This window comes from Candidatus Manganitrophaceae bacterium (assembly GCA_016200325.1).
Classification (GTDB): Bacteria; Nitrospirota; Nitrospiria; order SBBL01; family Manganitrophaceae; genus Manganitrophus.
In genome coordinates, this window is the sequence record JACQEZ010000010.1 from 22988 (window position 1) to 46098 (window position 23111).

Genomic DNA, 23111 nt, shown 5'->3' on the forward strand with positions numbered 1-23111 from the left:
GTGAATGATCCCCCTTGTCCTCCACAAAATAAATCGATATAATCGGCTGGCGTCTTTCTTCGGTTGAACGGAAAGAGATCGGATCGGTGGGGGGATGGATGGCATATCGCAAGGACTCGCGGGCCAACATTCTGTTGGTGGATGATCACCCGGAAAATTTGTTGGCGTTGGAAGCGGTGCTGGGGCTGCCGAATTATAATCTGGTTCGGGCCCGCTCCGGGATGGAGGCGCTCCGCTTTCTGCTCAAGGATGATTTCAGCTTGATCCTACTGGACGTCGCCATGCCGGGCCTCAACGGATTTGAGACCGCCGCGTTGATTCGGGAGCGGCCGAAGTGCCGGAATATCCCGATTATTTTCATTACGGCGGTCAACCGAACCGAGGCCGATGCGGCAAGAGGGTATGCCGTCGGCGCGCTCGATTACATCATCAAGCCGTTTGAGCCCGACATGTTGCGGTCGAAAGTCGCAGCGCTGGTCGGGACCCATCCGGTGCGACGGCGGACCGACCGCGCAGGGAGCGAGTCGAAAGAGCGGGCGAGGGAGCTGGAGACGCTGGAGCGGATCAGCGGGCAGCGCTATAAGAACCTGGCCAACGCCGTTCCCCACATCATCTCGATTGCACGCCCGGATGGATCGATCGATTTCTTCAATGAACGGTGGACCACGTATACCGGTTTGACATTTAAAGAGAGCGGAGGGTGGGGATGGAAGAAAGCGATCTGTCCGGACGATCTCGCCCCTTTCCTCGACGGCTGGAAAACGGCGGTGGAGAGCCGGGCGAATTATCAGACGGAGTGTCGTCTCCGGCAGCAGGGGGGGGCGTACCGGTGGCATCTGCTCATGGCCCTTCCGGAGAAAGACGAGAAGGGGAATGTGATGGCCTGGCTTTGGACCGCAACCGATATCGATGATCAGAAGAGATTGGAAGGGTCGTTGCGAAGCTTGGTGGCCGAGCTGGAGGAGAAGAAGAGCGAAGCGGAGGCGGCCAATCGGGTTAAATCGCGCTTTGTCTCGAATGTGTCTCATGAGCTTCGGACCCCCTTGAATGCGATCCTCGGCTACACCGCCTTGCTGCTCGACCAGCACTTCGGCGAGGTCAGCCCGCAGCAGGAGGAGGTGCTCGTCTCACTGAGGCGGAACGCCCGCGATCTGACCAATTTAATAGAAAATTTACTCGACCTCTCTCGGATCGAAGCGGGGAAAATCGAAATTCGGTCCGAGCCGGCCGATCTTCAGCAGATTATCTCGGAGGTCTTTGAAGGCCTCAAGCATATGCTCTCGCAAAAAAAGGTTGTCGTCCGATGGAAAATCGACTCGGGACTTCCGATCATCCGAAGCGATCCGTTCCGGATTCGCCAGATCCTCTCCAACCTTCTTTCCAACGCCTTCAAGTTTACGGAGAAGGGCTCGGTCACCTTCTCCGCCGAGGGGACAGCCGCTCCCCGGGGAATTCTGATCTCGGTGAAGGACAGCGGGATCGGCATGCCGAAAGAGGCCCTTCCGACCCTCTTTGAGCCGTTCAAGCGGGTCGCCCGCCGCGGCGGTTTTCACGCCGACGGGGTCGGCATCGGTTTGACGATCGTGAAGGAGTCGATCGAGCTGCTCGGAGGAACGATCAAGGTTCAGAGTCAACAGGGGAAGGGGACGACCTTCACCCTCTTCTTGCCCGATCGGACTGAAAAGGGCAATTGACCCTGTTGCAGAGAGCGTCCGTTTATCCGTTTAAATGACCATTCCATTTATCCTCAAAGGAGATCATGATGGCAGATCCAATCATCGCGCAACGGGGCCCCTATATTCTCGAGATCGAGCCGGGAACTTATTATTGGTGCCGCTGCGGAAAATCGAAGGCGCAGCCTTTTTGCGACAGCTCCCACAAGGGTGGGGAGTTCAGCCCGCTGGAAGTGACGATCGAGCAGAAGAAAAAGGTGGCCTTTTGCGGTTGTAAGCGGACCGGGAATCCTCCTTTCTGTGACGGCAGTCATTCCAAAATAAAATAATTTGAATTCATCGAGGAAGGGAGAGGGTTCTCAAGGGGCCTTCTCCCTTTTTATTTGCGTTTTATTTTCGGGCAGGGGAGGGAGAGATGAAAACGACGGCACGGTCACTCTGGACGGCGATGGCGGCGGGGCTGGCGGGAGGGCTCCTCTCGGTGTGGCTTCTCACCGGCGAGGAGGTGTCGGCCCAGAAAACGAAGGAACATAAGAAGGTTGTCACGGCGGAAGATTTCCATCTGGTCGATCGGGACGGAAAGCTCCGGGGGGCGCTCTTCGTCTCCGCCAAAGGGGAGCCGGGCTTCGCCTTGTTCGATAAAGACGAAAAGAGCCGGGTTCTCTTGATGCTAAATGCGGATGGGAGTTCATTGGTTGAGCTTTTAGATGAGGCCGGGAAATCCCGTGCAAGGATGGCGCTCTCAAAAGAAGGACGCCCGGACCTGATGCTGGCCGGAGAGCCGACGCTCCTTCTTCTCGACACCGAACAGAGACCGCTTTGGAAAGCACCCTGACACTTTAATCTCTCGGCTGCGCTTCCGTTTCAGTCAGTGACCCTTGTGTCCCGGATCTGCAGTTCAATCGGTTCCGGTCGGTTCACCTTCTTTTATCATTCTCTTTTATTATCCCTCCGTTTTCCGGTATTGGGAAAATAATTCCAATTTACTTCCTTTTCTCTTTGTTGCTCATGTTACAACCGATCGAAAAGCGCGAATGAGAAAGATCTGCGGAGATGAGGTCCAGCTCTGATCCTCCCGGCATCCAAGTTGCTGTGTATAAGGTGTCTTCTAAAAACCAAAGAGAATCGACAGCTGATCCTCTTCCGAATCTGCGGGGCACGACAAACAGAATTGATAATGAGCAATGAGCAGCAAACAGGGTAAGCGCGCGTCGCAATGTTGGCAATATTGGATTGTCCACCTTCTCATCCTCATCCTCGCCGCCTGTGGCGGGGGCGGAGGGGCTTCGGCGCCTTTGGGACCCTCTCCCGCGCCGGAATTGCCGATCGCCCCTCAAGCGATTCCGCCGGTGTCCACCCCTTCAGTGATTGCGCCTCCCCCTTCGTTGATGCCGGTATCGCGGGCGCCATCACCGCCGACCCTTCCCCCCTTCCGGCCGCTGCCGGAGAGCCGGGTGCCGAGCGTCGCCGCCGTCAGCCCGGGAAATGGGGCGACGGGGGTCGATCTACAGACGCAGATCCGAGTGACCTTTGATAAACCGATCGACCTCACCACCCTCACGACCGCGACGCTGATCGTCGCGGGACCCGATCAGATCGGCGTGCCCGGATCGATCTCTTATGATCCATCAAGTCAAACGGCCCTTTTTACTCCGAGTCGTCCACTCTCTCCCGGAACGGTCTATCAGGGGACCCTGACCCGGGGGATAAAAGATGTTTTTAAAAATTATTTCACGATCGGATATGATTGGCGCTTTACCACGTTGGATAATGAGAAAGACCCTCCCGCGCCGATCTGCCCGGAGAGAACGCGCCCTCCCTATCTTGCTTTCGTCACGCCGACGTCGGCGACGGTGGCATGGGAGTGTACCCCGGAAGGGACGATCGAGTGGGGCGCGGCTCCGAACGTGGCCTACCGTTTCGACGATCTCGTCGGCTGGAGAAAACATTTCGTCACCCTTCCCGGTCTTCTTCCCAACACCCGTTATGTTTACCGTGTGAGCGTCGGCGGGAGAGTGCTCGGTGAAGGGAGCTTTCAGACGGCGAAGGGGGCGGGGGACAATCAGTTTAATTTTGTCGCTTTTGCAGACAGCGGCGTCAAATCGTCCGATCAACTGGCCTTGGCGGCGCTGGTGAAAAAGCTCGACCCCTCCTTCGTGATTGTCCCGGGCGATGTCGTCTATGAAGATGGATACGATCCGGAATACGATCCGCGCTATTTCTTCCCGTATCAAGATCTGATCCGACAGATCCCCTTTTTCCCCGTCGCGGGAGATCACGATGTCGTCGCCGATGACGGGGCGACCTTTCTAGCGAATTTCTTTCATCCGACCGGAAAGCTCTATTACGAATTCCATTGGGGAGAGACCGACTTCTTCGCGCTCGACTCCACCCTGACCCGGTATCACAAGTACGATCCAGGCCAGCTGGCCTGGTTTCAGGAGGCGATCTCCCAAAGTGCGGCCCGATGGAAGATCGTCTATTTCCACCATCCTCCCTATAGCAGCGGCCTCTTCGGGAACCTTCCCAATATGAAAGATTTTGTTCCGCTCTTCGAGAAATACCATGTCGATGTTGTTTTCACGGGACATGCCCACGACTACGAGCGGACCGTTCCAATCAACGGGGTGACCTATTTCGTGACCGGCGGCGGAGGGGCGTATCTCACCCAATCGCCGGGGATCAGCCCTTTCACGGCCCACTCCCAATCGGTTCATCATTTGATTTCGGCGTCGATGACCTCCGATGCGCTGACCCTGCAAGCGCTCGACGAAAACGGGGTCTCGTTCGATTCGGTGGTGATCCAAAAATAGAGACCGCCGTCGCGGCCGCCGGACAACCGTTTGCATTGTCAACCCGTTCCGACGCTGCTATAATCAACCCATGTCTTTCGATCTGAAGCAACTCGAGGCGGTCTTGGGGAAAGAGAAGGTCCTCTCCGATGCCCCGTCGATCACCGCCTACTCCATTGATGCCAGCATCTATAAGGTCACTCCGGAGGCGATTGCGATCATCGAATCGGCGACCGACCTGGAACAGGCCCTTCGGTATGCCCGGCAGCATCAGGTCCCCCTCACCGCTCGAAGCGGCGGGACCAATCTCACCGGAAATGCGGTAGGGGAGGGGATCATCCTTGAATTCTCCCGCCTCAACCAAATCGTAGAGGTCGACGATCCGGCCCGCTGGGCGCGGGTACAGCCGGGAATCGTCTTCGCCGAGTTGAACCGGCGGCTGGCGCGTCGGGGCTGGATGTTTGCCCCCGATCCGTCGAGCGGCGACATGTGCAAGCTCGGCGGAATGCTCGGGAACAACGCCGCCGGACCGCACACCCTGAAATATGGCGCGACACGGAACAATGTCCTGGAGCTCCGGGTCCTCCTCGCCAACGGGAACTGGATCGATGCGAAGGAGTACCGGCTCGACGATCCGGCCCTCCAACGGCTCCTTCAAGAGAATCCCTTTCTCCAAGCGCTCATCGATTTGGTCCGGCGAAACAGTGAATTGATCCAGTCGAAGCGCCCGAAGGTGTCGAAGAATTCGAGCGGTTATGATCTCTTCAGCTTGGCCGATGGATTGGCGCGCGGCGTTTTCCCGCTTCATCAACTTTTGATCGGAAGCGAGGGGACGCTCGGGTTGATGTTGGAAGCGAAGATCAAGCTCGTTCCGAGGCCCGCCGAGACGGCGACGGCGCTCGTCTACTTTGATCGCCTTTCCGAAATCGGGGATGCGGTCAACGCCCTCTTGCCGCTGGCGCCGAGCGCGCTCGAAATGATGGATGCCAACTCGCTGAACCTCGTCGGACGGGAGCGCTTTGGAATTCCGAAGGCCGCGGCGGCGATGCTCCTGGTGGAATTTGATGCGTCGCCCCGGGACAAGATGAAGGCGGTCCGGGAGCAGATCGGAGCATTTCGGTTGAGCGCTCCGATGACCGAGGCGTTCGATTCGGAGCGCCAGGCCGAGCTCTGGCGGATTCGTAAGGCGATGTATCCGACCCTCTACCGGTATGACGCCGAGAAGAAGCCGGTGAATTTTGCCGACGACGTCGTCGTCGCCGCCGCGCAGATCCCGGCGCTGATCGCCTACCTCGATCGGCTCTTCGCCGAGAAGGGGGTGGCGGTGGCGATCTACGGTCATATCGGCGACGGCAATGCCCACATCAATCCACTTTTAAATCTCAACGATCCGGCCGATTTCCAGAAGATGGTGACCCTTTCCCATGAGATTCATACCACGGTGATCGAACGGTTCGGCGGCTCGCTCTGCGGGGAGCATGGCGACGGACGGGTTCGAGCCGAGTTCGTGAAAGACCTTTATGGACCGGAGCTGTATGCCCTCTTCAAAGAGGTAAAGCGGCTCTTCGATCCGGAACATCTCCTCAACCCCGGCGTCAAGATCGTCGAGACGCCGTTTACGGAGGGGATCGACCTTGCGCGGCTCGCGAAGCCGTGCGCCACCTGCGGAAAGTGCAACTCGGTTTGTCCGGTCTACGATGTCGTCGGGGAAGAGTCCAATGCCGCACGGGGATGGTTCCACATCCTCACGTCGCCCGATTACACGTATGAAAAATCAGCCCGGGTGGTGGAGGCCTGTCTGAACTGTAAGTCCTGCCGGACCGTCTGTCCCGCCGGGATCGATGTCTCAGAGCTGATCTTGAAGAAACGGGAGGAGCATCCGAATCGGACGGCCGGAGCGATCTTTGCGTTTCAATCCAAACGCCGTTTCTTCGAGCCGCTGTTGAAGCTCGCCGCCTGGACGCAACCGCTATGGGATCATTCGGTCGGCCGATTTCTGATCGAGCATCTGACCCGGCCGATTTTGAAAGGGCTCGCTCCGACGGCGCGCATCCCGGCCGAGATGACCTTGCCGCGGCTGGCGCGCCGGCACCTGCGAGACCGTTATCCCGATCTCACCCGCTCCGACAGCCCGGTCGCCTATTTCCACGGCTGCGCGGCGAACTACTTCGACGACGGGGTCGGCGATGCCGTGATCGAGTTCTTAAAGAAGAAAGGGATTGCGGTCGCCCTGCCCCCCCAGCGCTGCTCCGGAACGCCGATCCAGACCTATGGCTGGATTGACCGCGTCCGCGAGAACGCCCGGTTTAATATCGCCTCATTGGAAAAGTTTGAGAAAGTGGTCACCGGCTGTGCCTCTTGTACGCTGATGCTGAAAGACTATCCGACGCTGCTGACCGATCCCGAGGAACAGGCGAGCGCACGGCGGCTGGCGGCCAAGGTGGTCCATATCTCTGAGATCGGAGCGAGCGATCTTCAGGCGGATCGCTCTTTTTCCCCTCAGAAGAAAACCCGGGTGACCTATCACTCCTCCTGTCACCTTCGCGCCGCGGGGGTGACCAAGCCGCCCCGAGAGCTGCTTCGTCGCCATCCGAATTATGAATTCGTCGAGATGGCCGATGCCGATCGCTGCGCCGGCGGCGCGGGGACCTTCTGCATCAAGAACCCCGACCAGTCGGCCGCCGTCTTCGAGCGGAAGCGCCGCGCGATCGAGGAGAGCGGCGCCGAGATCGTCGCCACCTCCTGTCCCGCCTGCATGATCCAGCTCAAGAACGGCCTGAAAGGAAAGGTCGAGGTGAAGCATATCGCCGAAATTATGAATGAGGGGGCTGAGTGATGGCGCGATTGAGGCCGACTTTGATTTACGATGCCGAATGCCGGCTCTGTGTCTCGTCGAAGGAATGGGTCGAGCGGTGGGACCGGCGTCACCAGATTCGATTTCTTCCGTTCCAAAACCTGGAGGCAAAGGAGCAGGTGCCTGATTTGGCCGGAATGGCCTGCATGGATGCGATGCGCTTTGTCGATGCAGAAGGGAAGGTGACCGCCGGGGTCGACGCTTTTAGGAAAATGCTCCCTCTTCTTCCCTTCGGACCGCTCTTCTCCCTTCTTTTTTATCTTCCGGGTGTCCCTTGGCTCGCCGGGAAAATCTACCGCCACGTCGCTGCCAACCGCTACCGATGGTTCGGCGCGAAATCTTGAGATCTTCTGACCGATAATGAATTACCCCGCAGCAAGCTACGGGTATCAAAACAAAAACCCCACAGCAAAATTACGAAGCAATCTTCGGGGAATTGGACCCGATAGAAGATTAAAAGGGTCTCTCTTGATCTGAAGAGTGAGGTGTCCAGCCGTATCAACGCCGCTTATCTTCCCGTCTATCATTGAAAATGATCCAACAAAAAGCGGGTATCCCCATTAGAAAGGGATACCCGCTTTTTAAAACGGCTGGTTGCGGTGTTATTTCGCCGGCTCAGCTGCCTTTTCTTCCTTCGGCTTTGCGTCTTTGGCGGCTGCTTTTTTGGCCGATTTGGCTTTCTTTTTGGCTGCCTTCTTTTCGGTCTTATCTGCTGCTGGCTTGTCCATCGACTTCTCCGCCGCGGGAGGGGTGGCGGGTGCCGCAGGTGCAGGGGTCATCGCCTTGTCGTCTGCCAAGCTGACAGTGACAAATGCCAGGGCAACAACGAACGAGAGCATAACGGTTGTAAATCGCTTCATTATTTGATCTCCTTGGTTGTGATGGGATAGTGTAATTTTCGAAACACTTCTCTATTAATAGCAAAGGGCATGCCAGAAGGAAAAGGAGCCGATCGTCCTAAAAGCGAGCAATTTTAAGGGGTTTTCAGCTGATTTTTAAAAGCGAGTGATCGGGTTTCCGAATTGAATTTCCCATTTGGTATGGTGACCACACCAAATGGGGTAGTCATCTTACGGTATATCTTCATCGGGTCAATCATTCCTCGCAACGGTTCTCCTGGAACCGCTCGGGGACTTCTCAACGTTTCCAAACCAAAGTCTTGAAGCGACCGGTCGGACCGGCGCAAAATCTCTCAATGAATCTGAACATTGGCCGGGGCCGACGGCCGATTTGGTTTTTGATCGGAGAGGATTTTCAAGGCGATTTTCTCCCGGGCATCATAGAGATCCAGCGGCTCTTTGTCGAAGGTGTAGGTGTTGGTGACGATCCGGGAGAGCTGTTGCTGGGCGAAAGCGTCATCCCCGAGGCTCTGCAAAAGCGACAGGTACTCGTAGTCTTCCATCCCCTCCCGAATCAGCTTCAATCGGATTGATTCGATCGGAATATGATGGGTGCCGCCGATCTTGTCCGGCGATCCGGGATAATAAAGGGTGCCGTCCCCATTGCCGCCGAAGTAGTATTGCGTGACCCATGCATCTCCCTGGTCATAGGCAAAGACCAAGTCATAATAGAGCTCGCCTTGGATGTCATATTTAAAGCTCATCCATTGCATCACCCGGTTGAACATCGCCGGCAGGTCAATCATATAAGTGGGCCAGCCGGTATGATATCCTGCCCGGTCGGGGGCGGTCCCCCCGATCATATTGCAGCCGTGGCTGCCGCACGCCTGGTACCACCAAACTTCCGGGCCGTATCTTGCTCTCTGGTTACCGACCGTGCTCGGCTGCCCCGCCACATCCCCAGGGGGCTCGGTGGTGCCGATCGCAAAGCCGTCCGGTTTGTTGTCCATGAATCGGATCGTTGGGGCAAACAGATCGATGAATCCGGCCACGCCGTTCGCGGTCGCGGCCTGAACGCTGGTGGTGACCAGCGAGCGGAGTTTCGGATCAGCCTGATGCAGCGCCGTCGCGCGCGTTTGGATGAAGGTCCAGTCGTCGGCGGTTTTCGGTTCGTCGACGGTATATTCGAAGAGGCGGTCGAACCATCCCTTGTCTTTAAAGTGCTGGGCAATATCTTGCAAGAAGGGGATATTCAGCTCATCGCCCCAGATCGACATCCGATAGCTCGTCATTCTCGCGCCGGGGAGTTTTCCGCTCGGAAGGCTTTCAGTGCCGTTCAACAGCGGTCCATAGGCGGCATCATAGGCAGCCCAATTGATCTTCCCGTTTGAAAGAAAGCCGCCGAGGACCTCGGGTGCCGGAAGATAATCGGTGGTCAGGCGGTGCAGGAGATTGGCTTTTGCGTAGAGCTTGATCAGCTGAAGATGTTCCGGTTTGGCCGGGTTGATAAACGCCCCGAGGCCGTGGCCGATCGGAACAAGGTGGTAGTCGATGGAGTAGGCCGACTTCAGGGTCGCGGTCGAAGGGAGCGCGAAATTCCAGATGGTCAGCTGAATGGGAACGGTCACTGCGTTTTGGCCGGACGCCGTGACAGTCAGCTTTCCGGAGTAGACCCCTGCAATCGCGGTCGGAGGGATATAAAATTCAATCCAAACCGGTTGGTTGTTCCCCTTGGTCACCGAAAAAGGAAAGGCATTGCGGACTTCGCCGACATAGTCATCCTTCTTTGGTATAAGCGCATCAGGCCACAGCCCGGTCGCCCCTTGAATGTCGGAAGGGGTGGTCACCGCGATATAGACCTCTTTGTAGAGCATCACCGATCGCCCGGAGAGGGTATTCCCATGTCCGTCGGTCAAATCGCTCACCGTTACATCGACATTGGACAAATCGGCCTGATCGGCGGTGACGATCAATTGAAACGATTCGAACTCATTCTTTGCCGCTTTGAGGACCGCCGATGTCTGGGTCGGTTTCGGCGGGGTGAGGAGGGCGGTGTCCCGGATCTTGGCGGTGGCATGCTCGGTCCAAACCACCATGGCATCGGCGCCGGTCGGCGCCCCGTGAAGAATAAAGAAAATCATGAAGGCCGCATAGGTCGCTTTTGTGAGGTTCGCATCTTTCTTTTTCATTTTCCCCTCTTGCCGGGTTAATCGTCGATAAACGCATCCGATACCTTCACTTCAGATCTCATCGGCAAATTCAGCATCACCCAGAAGCGACGTTTTTCTCTTCACAATTATGTGCGGATTCGGCAAATTCGATTGTCTAAAAGATCCTGGTGGAATCCCAAATAAAGATACCAAAGAATCTCAATTTAGACTGGTGAAAAAAGGAATAAAGCGGGGAGGGAATCCCTGTTTGGGATTCTCCCTTTACGGATAAATCGTGACGGTGTTCGGACATCTACTTAGGAAGCGGGGTCTGCACGAAAGGAAAGGAACGAGGAAAAGCGGTCGGTTCTCAGCGAGAGGGGGGTGGAGCAATGGGGGCGTTTGGCGCAGGGGGAGAGGTGGGGGCCTTCGGCGGCTCGGCAGGTGCGGCGAGTTTTTTATATCCGGAGGGGATTTCGAAGAGATCGGTGTCGAGACGGCGAACTTCGATGTTAACGAGCTGAACGAGGATCTGCTCGTCTTTGCCGTAGAATTCTTGCCGGATCGGCGCGTTGTTGAGGTCGATCGCTTCCCAGGCGAATCCGATCCGTTTTTTCCCCTCTTTGTCCCGCCAGGTCAGCTTGAATTTGTTGGTGGGATGTCCGGCGACCGGCTCTTTGACGATGAAGACCTTTTCCATCTTCACATCCGATTTGGGTGAAAAAGGATCGACCGGATCGTCTCCGCCGACCTTCTCCATATACATCTTCTCGTTCGGCATCAGCATCCAGAAGACGGGGGGCCGCTTGTCGCCGCGGGTGATGTGGATGACCTTTCTTCCGGCCTGGTTCATCTCAACCCGAAGCTGCCTTTCCTTCGAATAGACTTTGGCCTCGATGATCTGGGGGTTCTCTCCAAGCTCGCCTTGGCTGATCGTGACATATTGATCGGCGATGAAGTCGGCTCGGACGGCGGAGGCCGAGATGAAAAGAAAGAAAAAAGTCCATCCAATCAGTGTTGATCCGATGCGCATCATACTCTCCCGGGCGGGAACCTAACATTTTTTTGTTTAAAAGGCAAGGAAGCGAGGACCCTGGTTCGCGGGGGCCGACGTCACACCCGTCACGGGGAGTGACGGACTGCATCGGCTGACCTCATAAAATATGGAAGGTCTGACGATACCAGAAACAGACACAGGAGCGACGCAACCGAGGGTGTTTTGGTATAAAAGCTTTTACTCCGCAATCCGAATTTCGCAATTGATTGATTCCGACCCTTGATTTTAGTATGATCGGAAAAACAGTGAGGAGGGATCGGTTTGGATCATCCGTTTTGGATCGGGGGGAAGTGGCGGCGCTCGGCGGAGAAGGTCGAGGTCATCAATCCTTACGACGGTCGGCCGGTCGGGACGACCTACGCCGCCTCGGCGGAGGATGTTGAGGCGGCGCTGTCGGCGGCGGCGGCCGCTTTTCAGGAGATGCGGCGGATGCCGGCCTTTCGGCGGGGGGAGATCCTCTATCAGATTTCCGAAGGGCTGAAGGGGCGGCGGGAGGAGGTTGCTCGGACGATCACGCTGGAGTCGGGCAAGCCGATCGCCGATGCGCGCGGCGAGGTGGGCCGCGCGATCAATACTTTCCAGATCGCCTCGGAAGAGGCGAAGCGGATTGAGGGAGAGGTCATCCCGCTCGATCTGATGCCGGGGTCGGAGGGACGGATGGGGATCACGCGGCGATTTCCGATCGGTCCGATCGTCGGGATCGCGCCGTTTAACTTCCCGTTGAATCTCGTTGCCCACAAGGTGGCGCCGGCGCTGGCCGCCGGGAACTCGATTATTTTAAAACCGGCGCCGAAGACGCCGCTGACGGCGCTGTTGCTGGCCGAGATCATCGCCTCGGTCGGTATTCCCGACGGGGCGGTCAATGTCTTTCTCTGCGCGAATGCATTGGCGGAGAAGATGATCCTCGATCCGCGAATCAAGATGCTCAGCTTCACCGGCAGCGCCCCGGTCGGATGGCATTTGAAAGAGAGCGCGAACAAGAAGCGGGTCGTGCTCGAGCTGGGTGGAAACGCCGGGGTGATCATTCAGCCCGATGCCGATCTGGAATATGCGGTCAAGCGCTGCGCGGTCGGCGGCTTCTCGTATGCCGGACAGGTCTGCATCTCGGTCCAGCGGATTTATGCGCAGGAGGCGATCTATGACCGCTTCTCCAGCGAGCTCGTCCGGCAGGTGAAATCGCTTCAGGTCGGCGACCCGCTCGATGAAAAAACGGCGATGGGGCCGATGGTCGACCTCAAGGCGGCGGAGCGGGTGGAGAAATGGATTCAAGAGGCGGTCGCGCAGGGAGCGAAGCTCCTCACCGGCGGGACGCGGTCGGGGACGTTGATCGCGCCAACGGTGCTTACCGAGACGACCCCCGAGATGCAGGTGAACTGTCAGGAGGTTTTTGCACCGATCGTCACCCTCACCCCCTATCGAACGCTGGACGAAGCAATCGCGGCGGTGAACCGTTCTTCCTACGGCCTGCAGGCCGGCCTCTTTGCGCAGGACATTCGGGAGATCTTCCGAGCCTTTGAAGAGATCGAAGTCGGCGGGCTGATCGTCAATGATGTCCCGACCTACCGGGTCGACCACATGCCGTACGGCGGAATCAAAGAGTCCGGGGTCGGTCGGGAAGGGGTCCGATATGCCATGGAAGACATGACCGAACTGAAGTTCATGGCGCTCCATTTAAAATGAGAGTGCGAATGCCGCAACAGAGCCGCCTAAAGAAAGGACCGTTGTGAAGTTCATTCAAGCACGTCGGGCCAAAATCGTCTGCACGCTCGGACCGGCAACGGCCTCGGAGGAGATGATCGGCCGGCTGATCGGCGCCGGGGCCGACGTCATTCGGGTCAACTTCTCGCATGGCGCGCAGGAAGAGCATGCAGAGGCGATTCGGCGCGTTCGCCGGGTGGCGGAGAAAAAGGGGAAGCCGGTCGCCCTGCTTCAAGACCTCCAGGGGCCGAAGGTGCGCGTCGGCTCGTTGAAGGAGAAATCGATCCAGCTCAAGCGGGGCGCCCAGGTGATTCTTCTGTCGCGTCCGGCGATCGGAAACGAGGAGGCCTTCTCCACCGACTATCCCGATCTCTATAAAAAGGTCGCCCCCGGAGATGCCATCTTAATGAACGACGGGGCGATTGAGCTGCGCGTGCTCCGCGTCGTCGACGATCAGATCTACTGCAAGGTCGTCAGCGGCGGGATGATTCAATCCCATAAAGGGATCAACGTCCCCGGCCGCGACCTCGGCCTTCCCTCGCTCACCGCGAAAGATCGGGCCGACCTTGCATTCGGGTTGGCGCAGGGGGTCGATTATATTGCCCTCTCGATGGTCCGGCGGGCGGAGGACCTCCTCGCGATCAAGCGGCTGATCCGGAAAGCGAAGAAGGACATTCCGGTGATCGCCAAGTTGGAGCAGGCGATGGCGATCGAGCACCTTGATGAAATCATGAAGGTCGCCGATGGGGTGATGGTTGCGCGGGGCGATCTCGGGGTGGAGATCCCCCTCGAGCAGGTCCCGCTGCTTCAGAAGGAGATTATCCGAAAGGCGAACGAGGCCCACATCCCGGTGATCACGGCAACGCAGATGTTGGAATCGATGATCGAAAATCCCCGGCCGACCCGGGCGGAGGCTTCCGATGTCGCCAACGCGGTTTTCGACGGAACCGACGCGTTGATGCTCTCCGCCGAGACGGCGGCGGGCCAGTATCCGGTGGAGGCGGTTCAGACGATGGCGAAGATCATCGTCGCCGCGGAGAGCCGTGCGCCGGTGATGGACCGCCGCCTGCAGCAGGGGCTTTCGGTCGCCCGGGCGGTCAGCGCCGCCGCCTGTCAGCTTGCTTGGCAGATGGATGCGAAGGCGATCATCACGTCGACCCTCACCGGCGGGGCGGCGCTGCGGCTCTCGAAATATCGGCCTAAGAACCCGATCCTCGCTTTTACTCCCCACCCGGAAATTCAGCGGCGGATGAGCCTTTATTGGGGGGTGACGCCGCGGCCGATGCCGCTGTTAAAGAGCAGCGACGATATCTTTAAGGAGTTTATCCAAGAACTCGGTCAGAGCCGGTCGGTCCGGCGAGGCGATCTCTTGGTGATGGTCTCAAAATCGCCCTGGGTCGGTCTGGCGGTGAACGACTTAATCAAAGTCCATCAAATGGAGTAGCGGCTCTATCAATCCGATCGACGTTCAGAAAAAGTTAAACCAGTTGACCTGCCCGGCCTGCGGAGAAGCCGAGTTCAAAATCGAACGGGTGGAGGGGAATCCGGACGAGGCGCATTTTGAGGCGGTCTGCCAACGGTGTCTATTGAAAATGCGGGCGGTCATGATCCCGCCGGCGGTCATCGAGGCGCTGGAATCGATGGAGCCGCATGAAGGACGTCCGGTTCTCGAAGCCCGCTGTCCCCACTGCGGCGGGGTGGGGGCCGCCTTTGATTTCCGCTGTCATCTAGAAAATGCGATCGATTACGATGTGGTCACCTGCCGTCATTGCCGCCGGGTTTATAAGGAAAAGGTGACCCCCGGCCGCTGATTGTACTGTTTATCCTTCTGATAAAGTTCAACGTCTTTCTTCCAAGCCGTCTCTGTATTTCAGCAAGAGGAAACTCCGTTTCTGGATTGCAGACTGGAGTCATTTCCCCTTGCTGGCATTTCTCTTGCTTATTTAAACATACATCGAACTTTTTCAATCCGTCGAACTCCTTTGAGGTAGACCGACAGGGTTGCCTCTTCTGTTCTAAAAGGTTTTGTTTATCTTCTCTTTTTAAGGGATAGAAGAAGACGGTATCTCCTTTTTCTACTCCCATTTCGTCTGAACCGTTTTGCAACTAAATTGCACACCCGATCCACGGCCCGTGATCGTTCACCCCATACCAGGAGATCCCCATGCGTCTGCTTCGTCCGCTTTCTCTGTTCGGTATTGCGCTCTTGTTCTTGATCGGCGGACGGTCCGCTGCAGACGCCGCCGTTCTCTTCAACGACGATTTCAATCGAACCACCGGATTGGGGGCGAATTGGAAAATCGCCGCCGGGAATTATACGACCGACGGCGCCCGCGCGGTCTCGTCGGGGACAGCCAACTATGCGGGGGTGGTCCCCAGCGTGGGAACCAATGACTACACCGTTGAATCGGTCGTCATCATTCCGGCCGGATCGCTCTATTCCGGCATTATCGGCAGAGGGAATCCAAACAACTTCAGCGCCGACCTCTATGCGGCGCAGATCGCCACCAATGGAACGGTGAACCTTTATCGGAGGAACGCCTCGGTCTGGATGCTGCTGAAGTCGGCGCCGGCGGGGATCGCCGCCAACACGGCCTACACTCTCCAACTCAAGATCTCCGGAAGCAATCCGGTCATCTTGGCGGTCTCACTTAACGGCGGCTTGCTCTTCTCCTATTCCGACGCTTCCACCTCTCGGCTGACCGCAGGCCTCCCGGGGATTGAAAATTATAACAGCGCAGTCAAATATGACCGGTTCACCGTTTCGTCGTTGACCGCCGCCAATCAACCCCCCGTGGCGCGGCTCTACGCTCAGCCGCCCTCCGGCCCGCCGCCGCTGACGGTTCATTTCAATGGATCGGCCTCCTCCGATCCGGATGGGACGATCGCCTCATACAGCTGGAACTTCGGCGATGGGAGTCCGGTCGGCAGCGGGGCCCAGATCGACCATCTCTATTCCGTCGCAGGAGATTACACCGTCACCCTGACTGTCACGGACAATCAAGGGGCTCACGGCTCGGCGGTGACCCACATTGTCGTGAACAGCGGCGCGGCTTTTAATGATGATTTCAATCGCGGCAATTCGACCGCCGTCGGGCCGAATTGGAACGAATACCTTCCCGATTTGGAGATCTTCGGCGGCGCGCTTCGGAACGTTTCCGGGAAGAGCCTGCCGACCGCGGCGGTCGCCAACCCGGCGATCGGAGCCGATCAAGAGGTGTCGGTCGATTGCAAAATCGTGTTGCCGGGGGGCGCGGCCGACAATGGAAACAGCTGCGCCGTGATGGCCCGCTGGTCGTCCGATAGCAATTTCTACCGAGGCTTGCTCGATGTCGGGCGGCAGAGTCTTGCCCTCTTTAAGACGGTCAACGGCGTCACCACGCGGCTTGGGTTGGTCAATCGACCGTTGCAATACGGCACTTTCTATCGGATTCGTCTTGTCGTTACGGGGAGCGCGCTCCAGCTCTTCTTCGGCGACAGCGCCGTGATCTCCCTTTCCGATGCCTCTTTGACCGCGGGGAATTTTGCCGGCCTTCGAACCTTTAACGGCCTAGCCCAATCGGTCTATTTCGATAACTTCTCCGCTTCGATTGCCTCCGGACCGCCGGCCAATGCCTCTCCGATCGCCAAAATCGTCGCCAACATGACCTCCGGAACGGCGCCGCTGGCGGTCCATTTCGACGGAAGCGGCTCGTCCGATCCGGACGGGACGATCGCGTCGTATCAATGGGATTTCGGAGACGGATCGACGGCGACCGGCGCCGTGATCGATCACACCTACGCCGCCGCGGCGACACCCGCGGCGCATCCGAGCTTCGTAGAGCGGGTCAGCGTCAGTCCCAGCGCGGAGGCCAACGGCGGCAGCGGCCGCGCATCCCTCAGCCGAGACGGACGTTACGTGGCGTTCGAGTCGGCCGCCGACAACCTGGTGCCGGGCGATACGAACGGCGCGGTCGATATTTTCGTCTATGATCGAGAGACGAAACAGATGACCCGCGTGAGCGTGAGCTCCACGGGGGTTCAAGCGAACGGGCCGAGTCAGGGGGCAAAGCTCAGCGGCAACGGCCGCTATGTTGCCTTTGAATCGACCGCCTCCAACCTGGTCGCCGGGGACACCAACAATGCCGTCGATATTTTTGTCCATGACCTCCAGACCCATACCACCGTGCGGGCCAGCGTCGACTCCGCCGGCAATCAGGCAAATGCACGAAGCAGCTATTCGATCATGAACGGCGACGGCCGCTTTGTCGCCTTTTTCTCCTATGCGACGAACCTCGTGCCGAACGATACCAACAACGGGAACGATGTCTTCGTTCATGATCTAATCACCGGGGAGACGGCGCGGGTGAACCTCGATTCCGCCGGCAATCAGGCGAGCGTCAACAGCGACAACTACTGTCCTTCGCTCAGTGACGACGGCCGATATGTCTTCTTTCTCTCCAACGCGACGAACCTCGTGCCGGGCGACACCAATGCGGCTTACGACGGCTTCGTCCGCGACCGGCAGACCGGTACGACCGTTCGAGTCAGCGTAGACTCGAGCGGACTTCAAGCGAATGGAGGCACGGTCGATGGAAAGCTCAGCGCCGATGGGCGGACCGTCCTCTTCCAATCGTATGCGTCTAATCTGGTTTCCGGTGATACGAACGGCATATCGGACGTCTTTTTCCACGACATGCAGACCGGCGTGACGACGCGCGCCAGCGTCGGTCCGGCCGGGGCCGAAGGAAACGGCGGCAGCATCGATGCCCGGATCAGCGATGATGGACGGTTCGGGGCTTTTGAATCGGACGCAACCAACCTTGTTTCGAGCGATACCAACTTGCTGCGGGATGTCTTCGTCCGCGATCGGATTGCGGGAGCAACCGTTCGTGCCAGCGTCAATTCCGACGGATTCGAAGCGGACGGCCGAAGCCAAGATCCGCGGATCAGCGGCGACGGGCGCTTTGTCGCCTTCAACTCGGAGGGGACGAACCTCGTCTCCGGCGACGGCAACCGTGTGGCCGATCTCTTTGTGGTTCCGGGCCCGGGGACCTATACCGCCACGTTGACCGTCACCGACCATGGCGGGGCGACCGCCCGCGCGCATTTTGTGATCCGCGTCGATCCGGCGGCGACGAAGGTGGTCCTGGTCGATTCATTCGATCGGCCCGATTCGACGAATCTCGGGGCCGCCTGGAACGAGTATCTCCCCCAGTTCGAGATCGCCGGCAATGCGCTGAGAAATGCGAGCGGGAACAGCCTTCCGGTGGCGGCGGTGTTCAATCAAGCGGTGGGGCCGGATCAAGAGATCGGCGTCGACTGCACGATCGTCGCGTCGGGAAACAGCTGTGGGATCATGGCGAGGTGGTCTTCCGAGAACAATTTCTATCGCGTTCGCCTGGGGATAGAGCAGGGGAACTTGGCGGTGTTTAAAACGGTCAATGGAACGACGACCCTCCTTGGATCGGCCAGCCGGCCGCTCTCCTTCAACACCTCCTATCATCTCCGCATGGTGGTAAAGGGAAATGCGCTGTCGATCTATTTCAACAATGAGACAGCGCCGGCCCTCACGCTGACCGATCTCTCCCTGTCGTCGGGAAGTTACGCCGGACTCCGCTCCTTTGCCGCTGCGGTCGGGACGTCCACCTACGACAATTTTTCCGTCTCCGTCCCGTAAGCGGATGCGGTCCGCCCCGCCGCAGGCGGAACCGGCCGAACAAAAAAAGCGCCCCAGGAGATCCTTCCCCTGGGGCGCTTTGAATTCCGATCGGTGAATTACAGCTTCACCACGTTCGCCGCTTGTGGTCCCTTCGCGCCGGTTGTCACCTCGAACTGCACTTCCTGCCCTTCCTCGAGAGACTTAAATCCTTCTCCCTGGATGGCGGTAAAGTGCACGAAGATGTCGTTTCCATCTTCCTGGGTGATAAATCCATAACCTTTGCTTGCATTGAACCACTTCACACGACCTTTTGCCATTTTACTAACTCCTCCATGATTTGGTGATGTCGGGGAATGCTCCCCGTTGTTAAGCAAATAATTTGCTCGAGCAATAAACCCACGCGGTGTCGGATCATCGCGGCCTTGCAAAATCATTTGCGTTGGCGGCATTCTATAATAAGCCCAAAAACCGTGTCAAGCATTATTTTGGTGTTTATTGGAAGCCGGTCTATCCCCCTCTTCTTCTCACAATATTGGGATTTATCGGTCCCTCTCTTTTGACAAGACGGTATTGGTCAGGTATCTTTTATACCATTTCCGAGTTCAAATGTAAGGAGGATTACATGGTGCCGGTCAAATTGGTGATGACGAAGAAAGTACTCAAGGTAAAACCTGGAACGAAGGTTAAAAAAGTGGCGGAGATGATGGAGAGCAAAGGGGTCGGGAGTGTGCTGATCGCCGATGAAGAAGGATATGCCGGAATTATCACCGACGCCGATATCGTTCGGCGGGTGGTGGCCGAAGGATTGGATCCGGAGACGACCCCGGTGGAGAAAGTAATGACGACCCCGCTTCTCGCCATCGAGGCCGATCGCTCAGTGGTCGATGCCAACGACATCATGGATCAGGAGCGGATCCGCCACCTCGGCGTCATCGAGCATGGAAAGATCATCGGCGTCATCTCAGTGAGAGACCTCCTCCGCCACGTCTATGGAGGATGGGGATTTGTGTAATTCGACCGGCTCCGCCGCCGGTCGTTTCGGCGGTGTCGGAGGTCGTCGCTTTGCCGCTACCGCCCATGTATTGATGGTAAGTCGCATCCCCCCCATTTAAGCGCTATTGAATCAGCGAAGGACCCCGCCCAGGGGCCCTTCGTTTTTCTCCTCTCCCACCCTTCCGTCCCTCTCTGCAGATCGGGTCAATTTTATCCTCATTGTCGCTCGTCTTTCTTATCCTCCTTTTTATCTCCTCATCTCCGAGGTTATTCTCGCGCCCCCTCCGATGATTCGGTGCGGAATTGATAATGTCTATCGATTTGGAGATCTAAGCCACCGATGTCCGCCGCCGCTTCCCATGGCTCTGTATGAGGTATAAAACTTGCTTTTTTTCCAGACCGGAAGATCGGTCCGAGGGCCTACGCTGCCTTAATGAGGCTGAAAAAGTAAATGTGCATAAAAACGCCTCCTCTCCGATCGGTAATGATTTGCAACTTCTGATACAGTTCCTTCAAACTTTCATGTAAGGGGAATAACATGTGCGAGCAGCAGAAAAGAGGTCTGTGGAGCGGGGTGATGTCGGTTTTTTTTATCCTACTTTGGGTCACGGCTGCCCGAGGGGCAACCCTCTTTTCGGATGAATTTAATCGGACCGGTCCAAACCTCGGCGCCGATTGGGGGGTGGTCGCCGGGAGCTATTCGACCAATGGGACGCAGGCGGTCTCGGGCTCGGGCGGAACGAGCAACTGGGCGCGGGTCAATGCATCGCTCGGCACCAACGATTACCAGGTGGAGGCGGTCATCACCCCTCCAGCCAGCAGCGCCTATTCGGGACTGGTCGCCCGCGGAGATGCCGCAACCTTCTACAGCACCCTCTACGCTCTGCAGATCGACGCGGCGGCTCAAAAAGTAAACCTTTATCGCCGCAACGCCGGAAGTTGGACGCTGCTCCAGGGGGTCGCCGCACCGGGAGGGGTGGCCGCAGGGAGCCCCTACAAATTAAAATTGGAAGTGACCGGATCGAACCCGGTCGCCCTGAAAGTTTTTTTCAAAGATGCGCTTCTCTTCAGCTACAGCGATTCTTCTGCGAATCGGGTCCTCTCCGGCCCTCCCGGCTTGGAGAACTTCAACAGCGGGGTGGCTTATGACCACTTTTTTGTCTATTCAATAGACACGACCGGCAACCAACCTCCCCAGGCGAAATTCTCCGCCACGCCGACCTCCGGCACGGCGCCGTTGAAGGTGGCTTTCGATGCGTCGACCTCCACCGACCCCGACGGGTCGATCACGAGCTATGCCTGGGATTTCGGCGATGGGACGGCGGGAACCGACCAGATCATCGATCATACCTATACGTCCGCGGGAAGCTATACCGCGGCGCTTACGGTGACCGACAACGACCATGCCCAGGCGAGCCTCTCGCGGGTCATTTCAGTTCAGTCGAACGGCGGCCAGACGATTCTTTTCCAAGACAATTTCAACCGGGTCGGGAGCACGCTCGGCACCGGATGGCGATTGGACGCCGGCAGCTTCAGCACCGACGGGGCCAACGCCGTCTCGGGAGGAACGGCGAATTGGGCGGCGGTCACCGCCCCTTCGTCGACCTCCGACTATGCGGTAGAGGCGACCTTGACCGTGCCGTCGGGAAGCCTCTACTCTGGGATTGTCGCCCGTGGAAACAGCAAAGCGATCAACACCGACAATTACTCTCTTCAGATCAGCACTGCCGGAACGGTCAACCTGTACCGGCGGAACGGCAGCGTTTGGACCTTGCTCAGGTCGGCCTCGGCGCCCGGCGGCATCGCGGTAGGAACGCCTTACAAGATCAAGCTGCAGGTCAAAGGGGCCAGTCCGACCGAGCTGCAGGTCTCATTCCAGGATGCCCTTCTCTTCGCCTATACCGACAGCAGCGCCAGCCAACTCTTCTCCGGGCTGCCCGGCATCGAAAATTACGACGCGGGGGTGAAATATAATCTGTTGACGGTTTATGGGCTTTCGAGCAACGGCAACGTGAAGCCGACCGCCAAGTTCAGCTGCACGCCGACGACCGGCCCTGCGCCGCTGACGGTCTCCTGCGACGCGTCGGCCTCCTCCGATCCGGACGGGACGATCGCCTCCTATACCTGGAACTTCGGCGACGGCACGACCGGAACCGGCGTCACGGCGGGACACACCTATTCCAATTCGGGAAACGTCACCGTCACCTTGGTGGTGACCGACAACGGCGGGGCGCAAGGGACAGCGAGCACCCTCATTACCGTGACCAGCTCGGGTGGCGGGGGAGGGACCGGCTCGGGATGGACCCTCCTCCATGTGCCGGCCGATCTGAAGGGGGTCCACTTCGTCGATCAGAACATCGGCTGGGTCGTCGGCCTCGACATGGCGATCTACAAAACGACCGATGGGGGAAAAACCTGGACCAAGCAGACGAACATTGTCTGGAAGGGGAGCGCTCCGGCCGTGCTTCCTTGGATCTTTGATGTCTTCTTCATCGATCAGAATCGGGGCTGGGCGACCGGCTGGCCCGAGTTGATCCTGCAGACGACCGACGGAGGGAAAACCTGGGTCGAACAACATCGAAACCCGATCTCCCCCAAAGACAACCAGCCGTTTAACAGCACCAACTTCTGCCAAGATTTTGATGCCGATGGAAATTGCGTTCATGTCTACGGGGTTTATCTCCGGAAGATCCAGTTCACCCCCGACGGCCTGACCGGCTTCTCGGTCGGCCGTTATCGTTACATTTTCAAAACAACCAACGGCGGCCAGCAATGGAGCTTGCTGCCGTTCGACTGGAAGAGTCCGAACTTTAATCCCGATCCGACCTGCTCCAACCCGGACAATCCGAGCGGGCCGCCGGTCCATCCCCATTTCACCGCCTATAATCCGCATCTCTTCAGCGTCGTCCTTCTTTCCGCCACCGAGCTCTTCATCGTCGGCGGGGCGGCCGGAACCTACGATTGTCCCGATTGGTTCAACACGATCGCCCACAGCGCCGACGGCGGCAAGACCTGGGACTTCAAGGTCGATTTGGATCGGAAGCAGCGCTTTTTCGACGTTCGCTTTATCGGAGATGTCGGCTGGATCGTCGGGGGCGGAGGGACGATTCTTCGGACCACCGACCATGGGAAGAACTGGACGGTGATGAACCCGACCCGGTCGATCGCCTCGACCGATCTCTTAGGGGTCGCCTTCCCCGCACCCAATCAGGTCTGGGCGGTCGGACAAGGGGGGGTGACGGTTCATACCCCCGATGGAGGGAGCACCTGGGAGAAGCAAGATAGTAAAACGACGCTCCGGTTGGAGCGGGTCTGGTTTATCGACGCGCTGCGCGGCTGGGCCGCCGGGCACCTCGGGGCGGTCACAAAGACGACCAGCGGGGGAGACTGATCCGAGCGGGTCATCCGTTCGAT

The 23111-nt window shown here is 58.0% G+C and carries 15 protein-coding genes and 2 pseudogenes; 13 read left to right on the forward strand and 4 right to left on the reverse strand.

Features of this window, described 5'->3' with window-relative positions:
• Nucleotides 1-98 precede the first annotated feature (98 nt).
• The 6 genes from HY282_07745 (at nucleotide 99) to HY282_07770 (ending at nucleotide 7663) form a co-directional block, all read left to right on the forward strand.
• Nucleotides 99-1694 carry a response regulator gene (locus HY282_07745; GenBank protein ID MBI3803643.1) on the forward strand — a complete coding sequence of 532 codons (1596 nt, stop codon included), beginning with the start codon at nucleotides 99-101 and terminating at the stop codon, nucleotides 1692-1694.
• A 68-nt stretch (nucleotides 1695-1762) separates the two neighbouring features.
• Nucleotides 1763-2002: a CDGSH iron-sulfur domain-containing protein gene (locus tag HY282_07750; protein MBI3803644.1), complete on the forward strand. Its 240-nt coding sequence runs from the start codon at nucleotides 1763-1765 to the stop codon at nucleotides 2000-2002.
• 86 nt (nucleotides 2003-2088) lie between these two features.
• Nucleotides 2089-2508, forward strand: a complete 420-nt coding sequence (locus tag HY282_07755; GenBank protein ID MBI3803645.1) for a hypothetical protein — start codon at nucleotides 2089-2091, stop codon at nucleotides 2506-2508.
• Nucleotides 2509-2857: 349 nt separating this feature from the next.
• A complete protein-coding gene (locus tag HY282_07760) occupies nucleotides 2858-4486 on the forward strand; it encodes an Ig-like domain-containing protein (protein MBI3803646.1) in 1629 nt (542 codons plus the stop codon).
• Nucleotides 4487-4556: 70 nt separating this feature from the next.
• Nucleotides 4557-7301 (forward strand): FAD-binding oxidoreductase, encoded by a 2745-nt coding sequence (locus HY282_07765; GenBank protein ID MBI3803647.1) that lies wholly within the window; start codon nucleotides 4557-4559, stop codon nucleotides 7299-7301.
• A complete protein-coding gene (locus HY282_07770; GenBank protein MBI3803648.1) occupies nucleotides 7301-7663 on the forward strand; it encodes a DUF393 domain-containing protein in 363 nt (120 codons plus the stop codon). The genes HY282_07765 and HY282_07770 overlap by 1 nt, the downstream gene beginning before the upstream one ends.
• Nucleotides 7664-7921: 258 nt before the next feature.
• Here the strand turns inward: HY282_07770 and HY282_07775 are convergent, their stop codons facing one another.
• From HY282_07775 to HY282_07785, 3 genes are all read right to left on the reverse strand, one after another.
• On the reverse strand, nucleotides 7922-8179 hold the full coding sequence (locus HY282_07775) for a hypothetical protein (GenBank protein MBI3803649.1): 258 nt from the start codon (nucleotides 8177-8179) through the stop codon (nucleotides 7922-7924).
• A 332-nt stretch (nucleotides 8180-8511) separates the two neighbouring features.
• Complete coding sequence (locus tag HY282_07780) at nucleotides 8512-10347, reverse strand: DUF4091 domain-containing protein (protein ID MBI3803650.1); 1836 nt, start codon at nucleotides 10345-10347, stop codon at nucleotides 8512-8514.
• A 331-nt stretch (nucleotides 10348-10678) separates the two neighbouring features.
• Nucleotides 10679-11344 (reverse strand): hypothetical protein, encoded by a 666-nt coding sequence (locus tag HY282_07785; GenBank protein ID MBI3803651.1) that lies wholly within the window; start codon nucleotides 11342-11344, stop codon nucleotides 10679-10681.
• Between the two features lie 276 nt (nucleotides 11345-11620).
• Here HY282_07785 and HY282_07790 point away from each other — a divergent pair, with 276 nt between their 5' ends.
• From HY282_07790 to HY282_07810, 5 genes and pseudogenes are all read left to right on the forward strand, one after another.
• A complete protein-coding gene (locus tag HY282_07790) occupies nucleotides 11621-13045 on the forward strand; it encodes an aldehyde dehydrogenase family protein (protein ID MBI3803652.1) in 1425 nt (474 codons plus the stop codon).
• Between the two features lie 52 nt (nucleotides 13046-13097).
• Complete coding sequence (gene pyk, locus HY282_07795; GenBank protein ID MBI3803653.1) at nucleotides 13098-14507, forward strand: pyruvate kinase; 1410 nt, start codon at nucleotides 13098-13100, stop codon at nucleotides 14505-14507.
• A 43-nt stretch (nucleotides 14508-14550) separates the two neighbouring features.
• Entirely contained in the window at nucleotides 14551-14874 is a 324-nt protein-coding gene (locus tag HY282_07800; protein MBI3803654.1) for a hypothetical protein, read from the forward strand.
• Nucleotides 14875-15227: 353 nt separating this feature from the next.
• Nucleotides 15228-16073: pseudogene (locus HY282_07805) on the forward strand (PKD domain-containing protein).
• Between the two features lie 273 nt (nucleotides 16074-16346).
• Nucleotides 16347-16859: pseudogene (locus tag HY282_07810) on the forward strand (PKD domain-containing protein).
• A gap of 1961 nt (nucleotides 16860-18820) precedes the next feature.
• Here the strand turns inward: HY282_07810 and HY282_07815 are convergent.
• Complete coding sequence (locus HY282_07815) at nucleotides 18821-19021, reverse strand: cold-shock protein (GenBank protein ID MBI3803655.1); 201 nt, start codon at nucleotides 19019-19021, stop codon at nucleotides 18821-18823.
• 305 nt (nucleotides 19022-19326) lie between these two features.
• Here HY282_07815 and HY282_07820 point away from each other — a divergent pair, with 305 nt between their 5' ends.
• Complete coding sequence (locus tag HY282_07820) at nucleotides 19327-19716, forward strand: CBS domain-containing protein (GenBank protein MBI3803656.1); 390 nt, start codon at nucleotides 19327-19329, stop codon at nucleotides 19714-19716.
• Nucleotides 19717-20274: 558 nt separating this feature from the next.
• Nucleotides 20275-23088: a PKD domain-containing protein gene (locus tag HY282_07825; GenBank protein ID MBI3803657.1), complete on the forward strand. Its 2814-nt coding sequence runs from the start codon at nucleotides 20275-20277 to the stop codon at nucleotides 23086-23088.
• Nucleotides 23089-23111: the final 23 nt, after the last annotated feature.

Excerpts from the sequence above, each read along its gene's own strand:
- HY282_07750 (MBI3803644.1), top strand. The coding sequence starts at position 1,763 with ATGGCAGATCCAATCATCGCGCAACGGGGCCCCTATATTCTCGAGATC.
- HY282_07820 (MBI3803656.1), top strand. The coding sequence starts at position 19,327 with ATGGTGCCGGTCAAATTGGTGATGACGAAGAAAGTACTCAAGGTAAAA.
- HY282_07785 (MBI3803651.1), bottom strand. The coding sequence starts at position 11,344 with ATGATGCGCATCGGATCAACACTGATTGGATGGACTTTTTTCTTTCTT.
- HY282_07825 (MBI3803657.1), top strand. The coding sequence starts at position 20,275 with ATGTCGGTTTTTTTTATCCTACTTTGGGTCACGGCTGCCCGAGGGGCA.
- HY282_07780 (MBI3803650.1), bottom strand. The coding sequence starts at position 10,347 with ATGAAAAAGAAAGATGCGAACCTCACAAAAGCGACCTATGCGGCCTTC.
- HY282_07745 (MBI3803643.1), top strand. The coding sequence starts at position 99 with ATGGCATATCGCAAGGACTCGCGGGCCAACATTCTGTTGGTGGATGAT.
- HY282_07765 (MBI3803647.1), top strand. The coding sequence starts at position 4,557 with ATGTCTTTCGATCTGAAGCAACTCGAGGCGGTCTTGGGGAAAGAGAAG.
- HY282_07775 (MBI3803649.1), bottom strand. The coding sequence starts at position 8,179 with ATGAAGCGATTTACAACCGTTATGCTCTCGTTCGTTGTTGCCCTGGCA.
- HY282_07770 (MBI3803648.1), top strand. The coding sequence starts at position 7,301 with ATGGCGCGATTGAGGCCGACTTTGATTTACGATGCCGAATGCCGGCTC.
- HY282_07815 (MBI3803655.1), bottom strand. The coding sequence starts at position 19,021 with ATGGCAAAAGGTCGTGTGAAGTGGTTCAATGCAAGCAAAGGTTATGGA.
- HY282_07760 (MBI3803646.1), top strand. The coding sequence starts at position 2,858 with ATGAGCAGCAAACAGGGTAAGCGCGCGTCGCAATGTTGGCAATATTGG.
- HY282_07755 (MBI3803645.1), top strand. The coding sequence starts at position 2,089 with ATGAAAACGACGGCACGGTCACTCTGGACGGCGATGGCGGCGGGGCTG.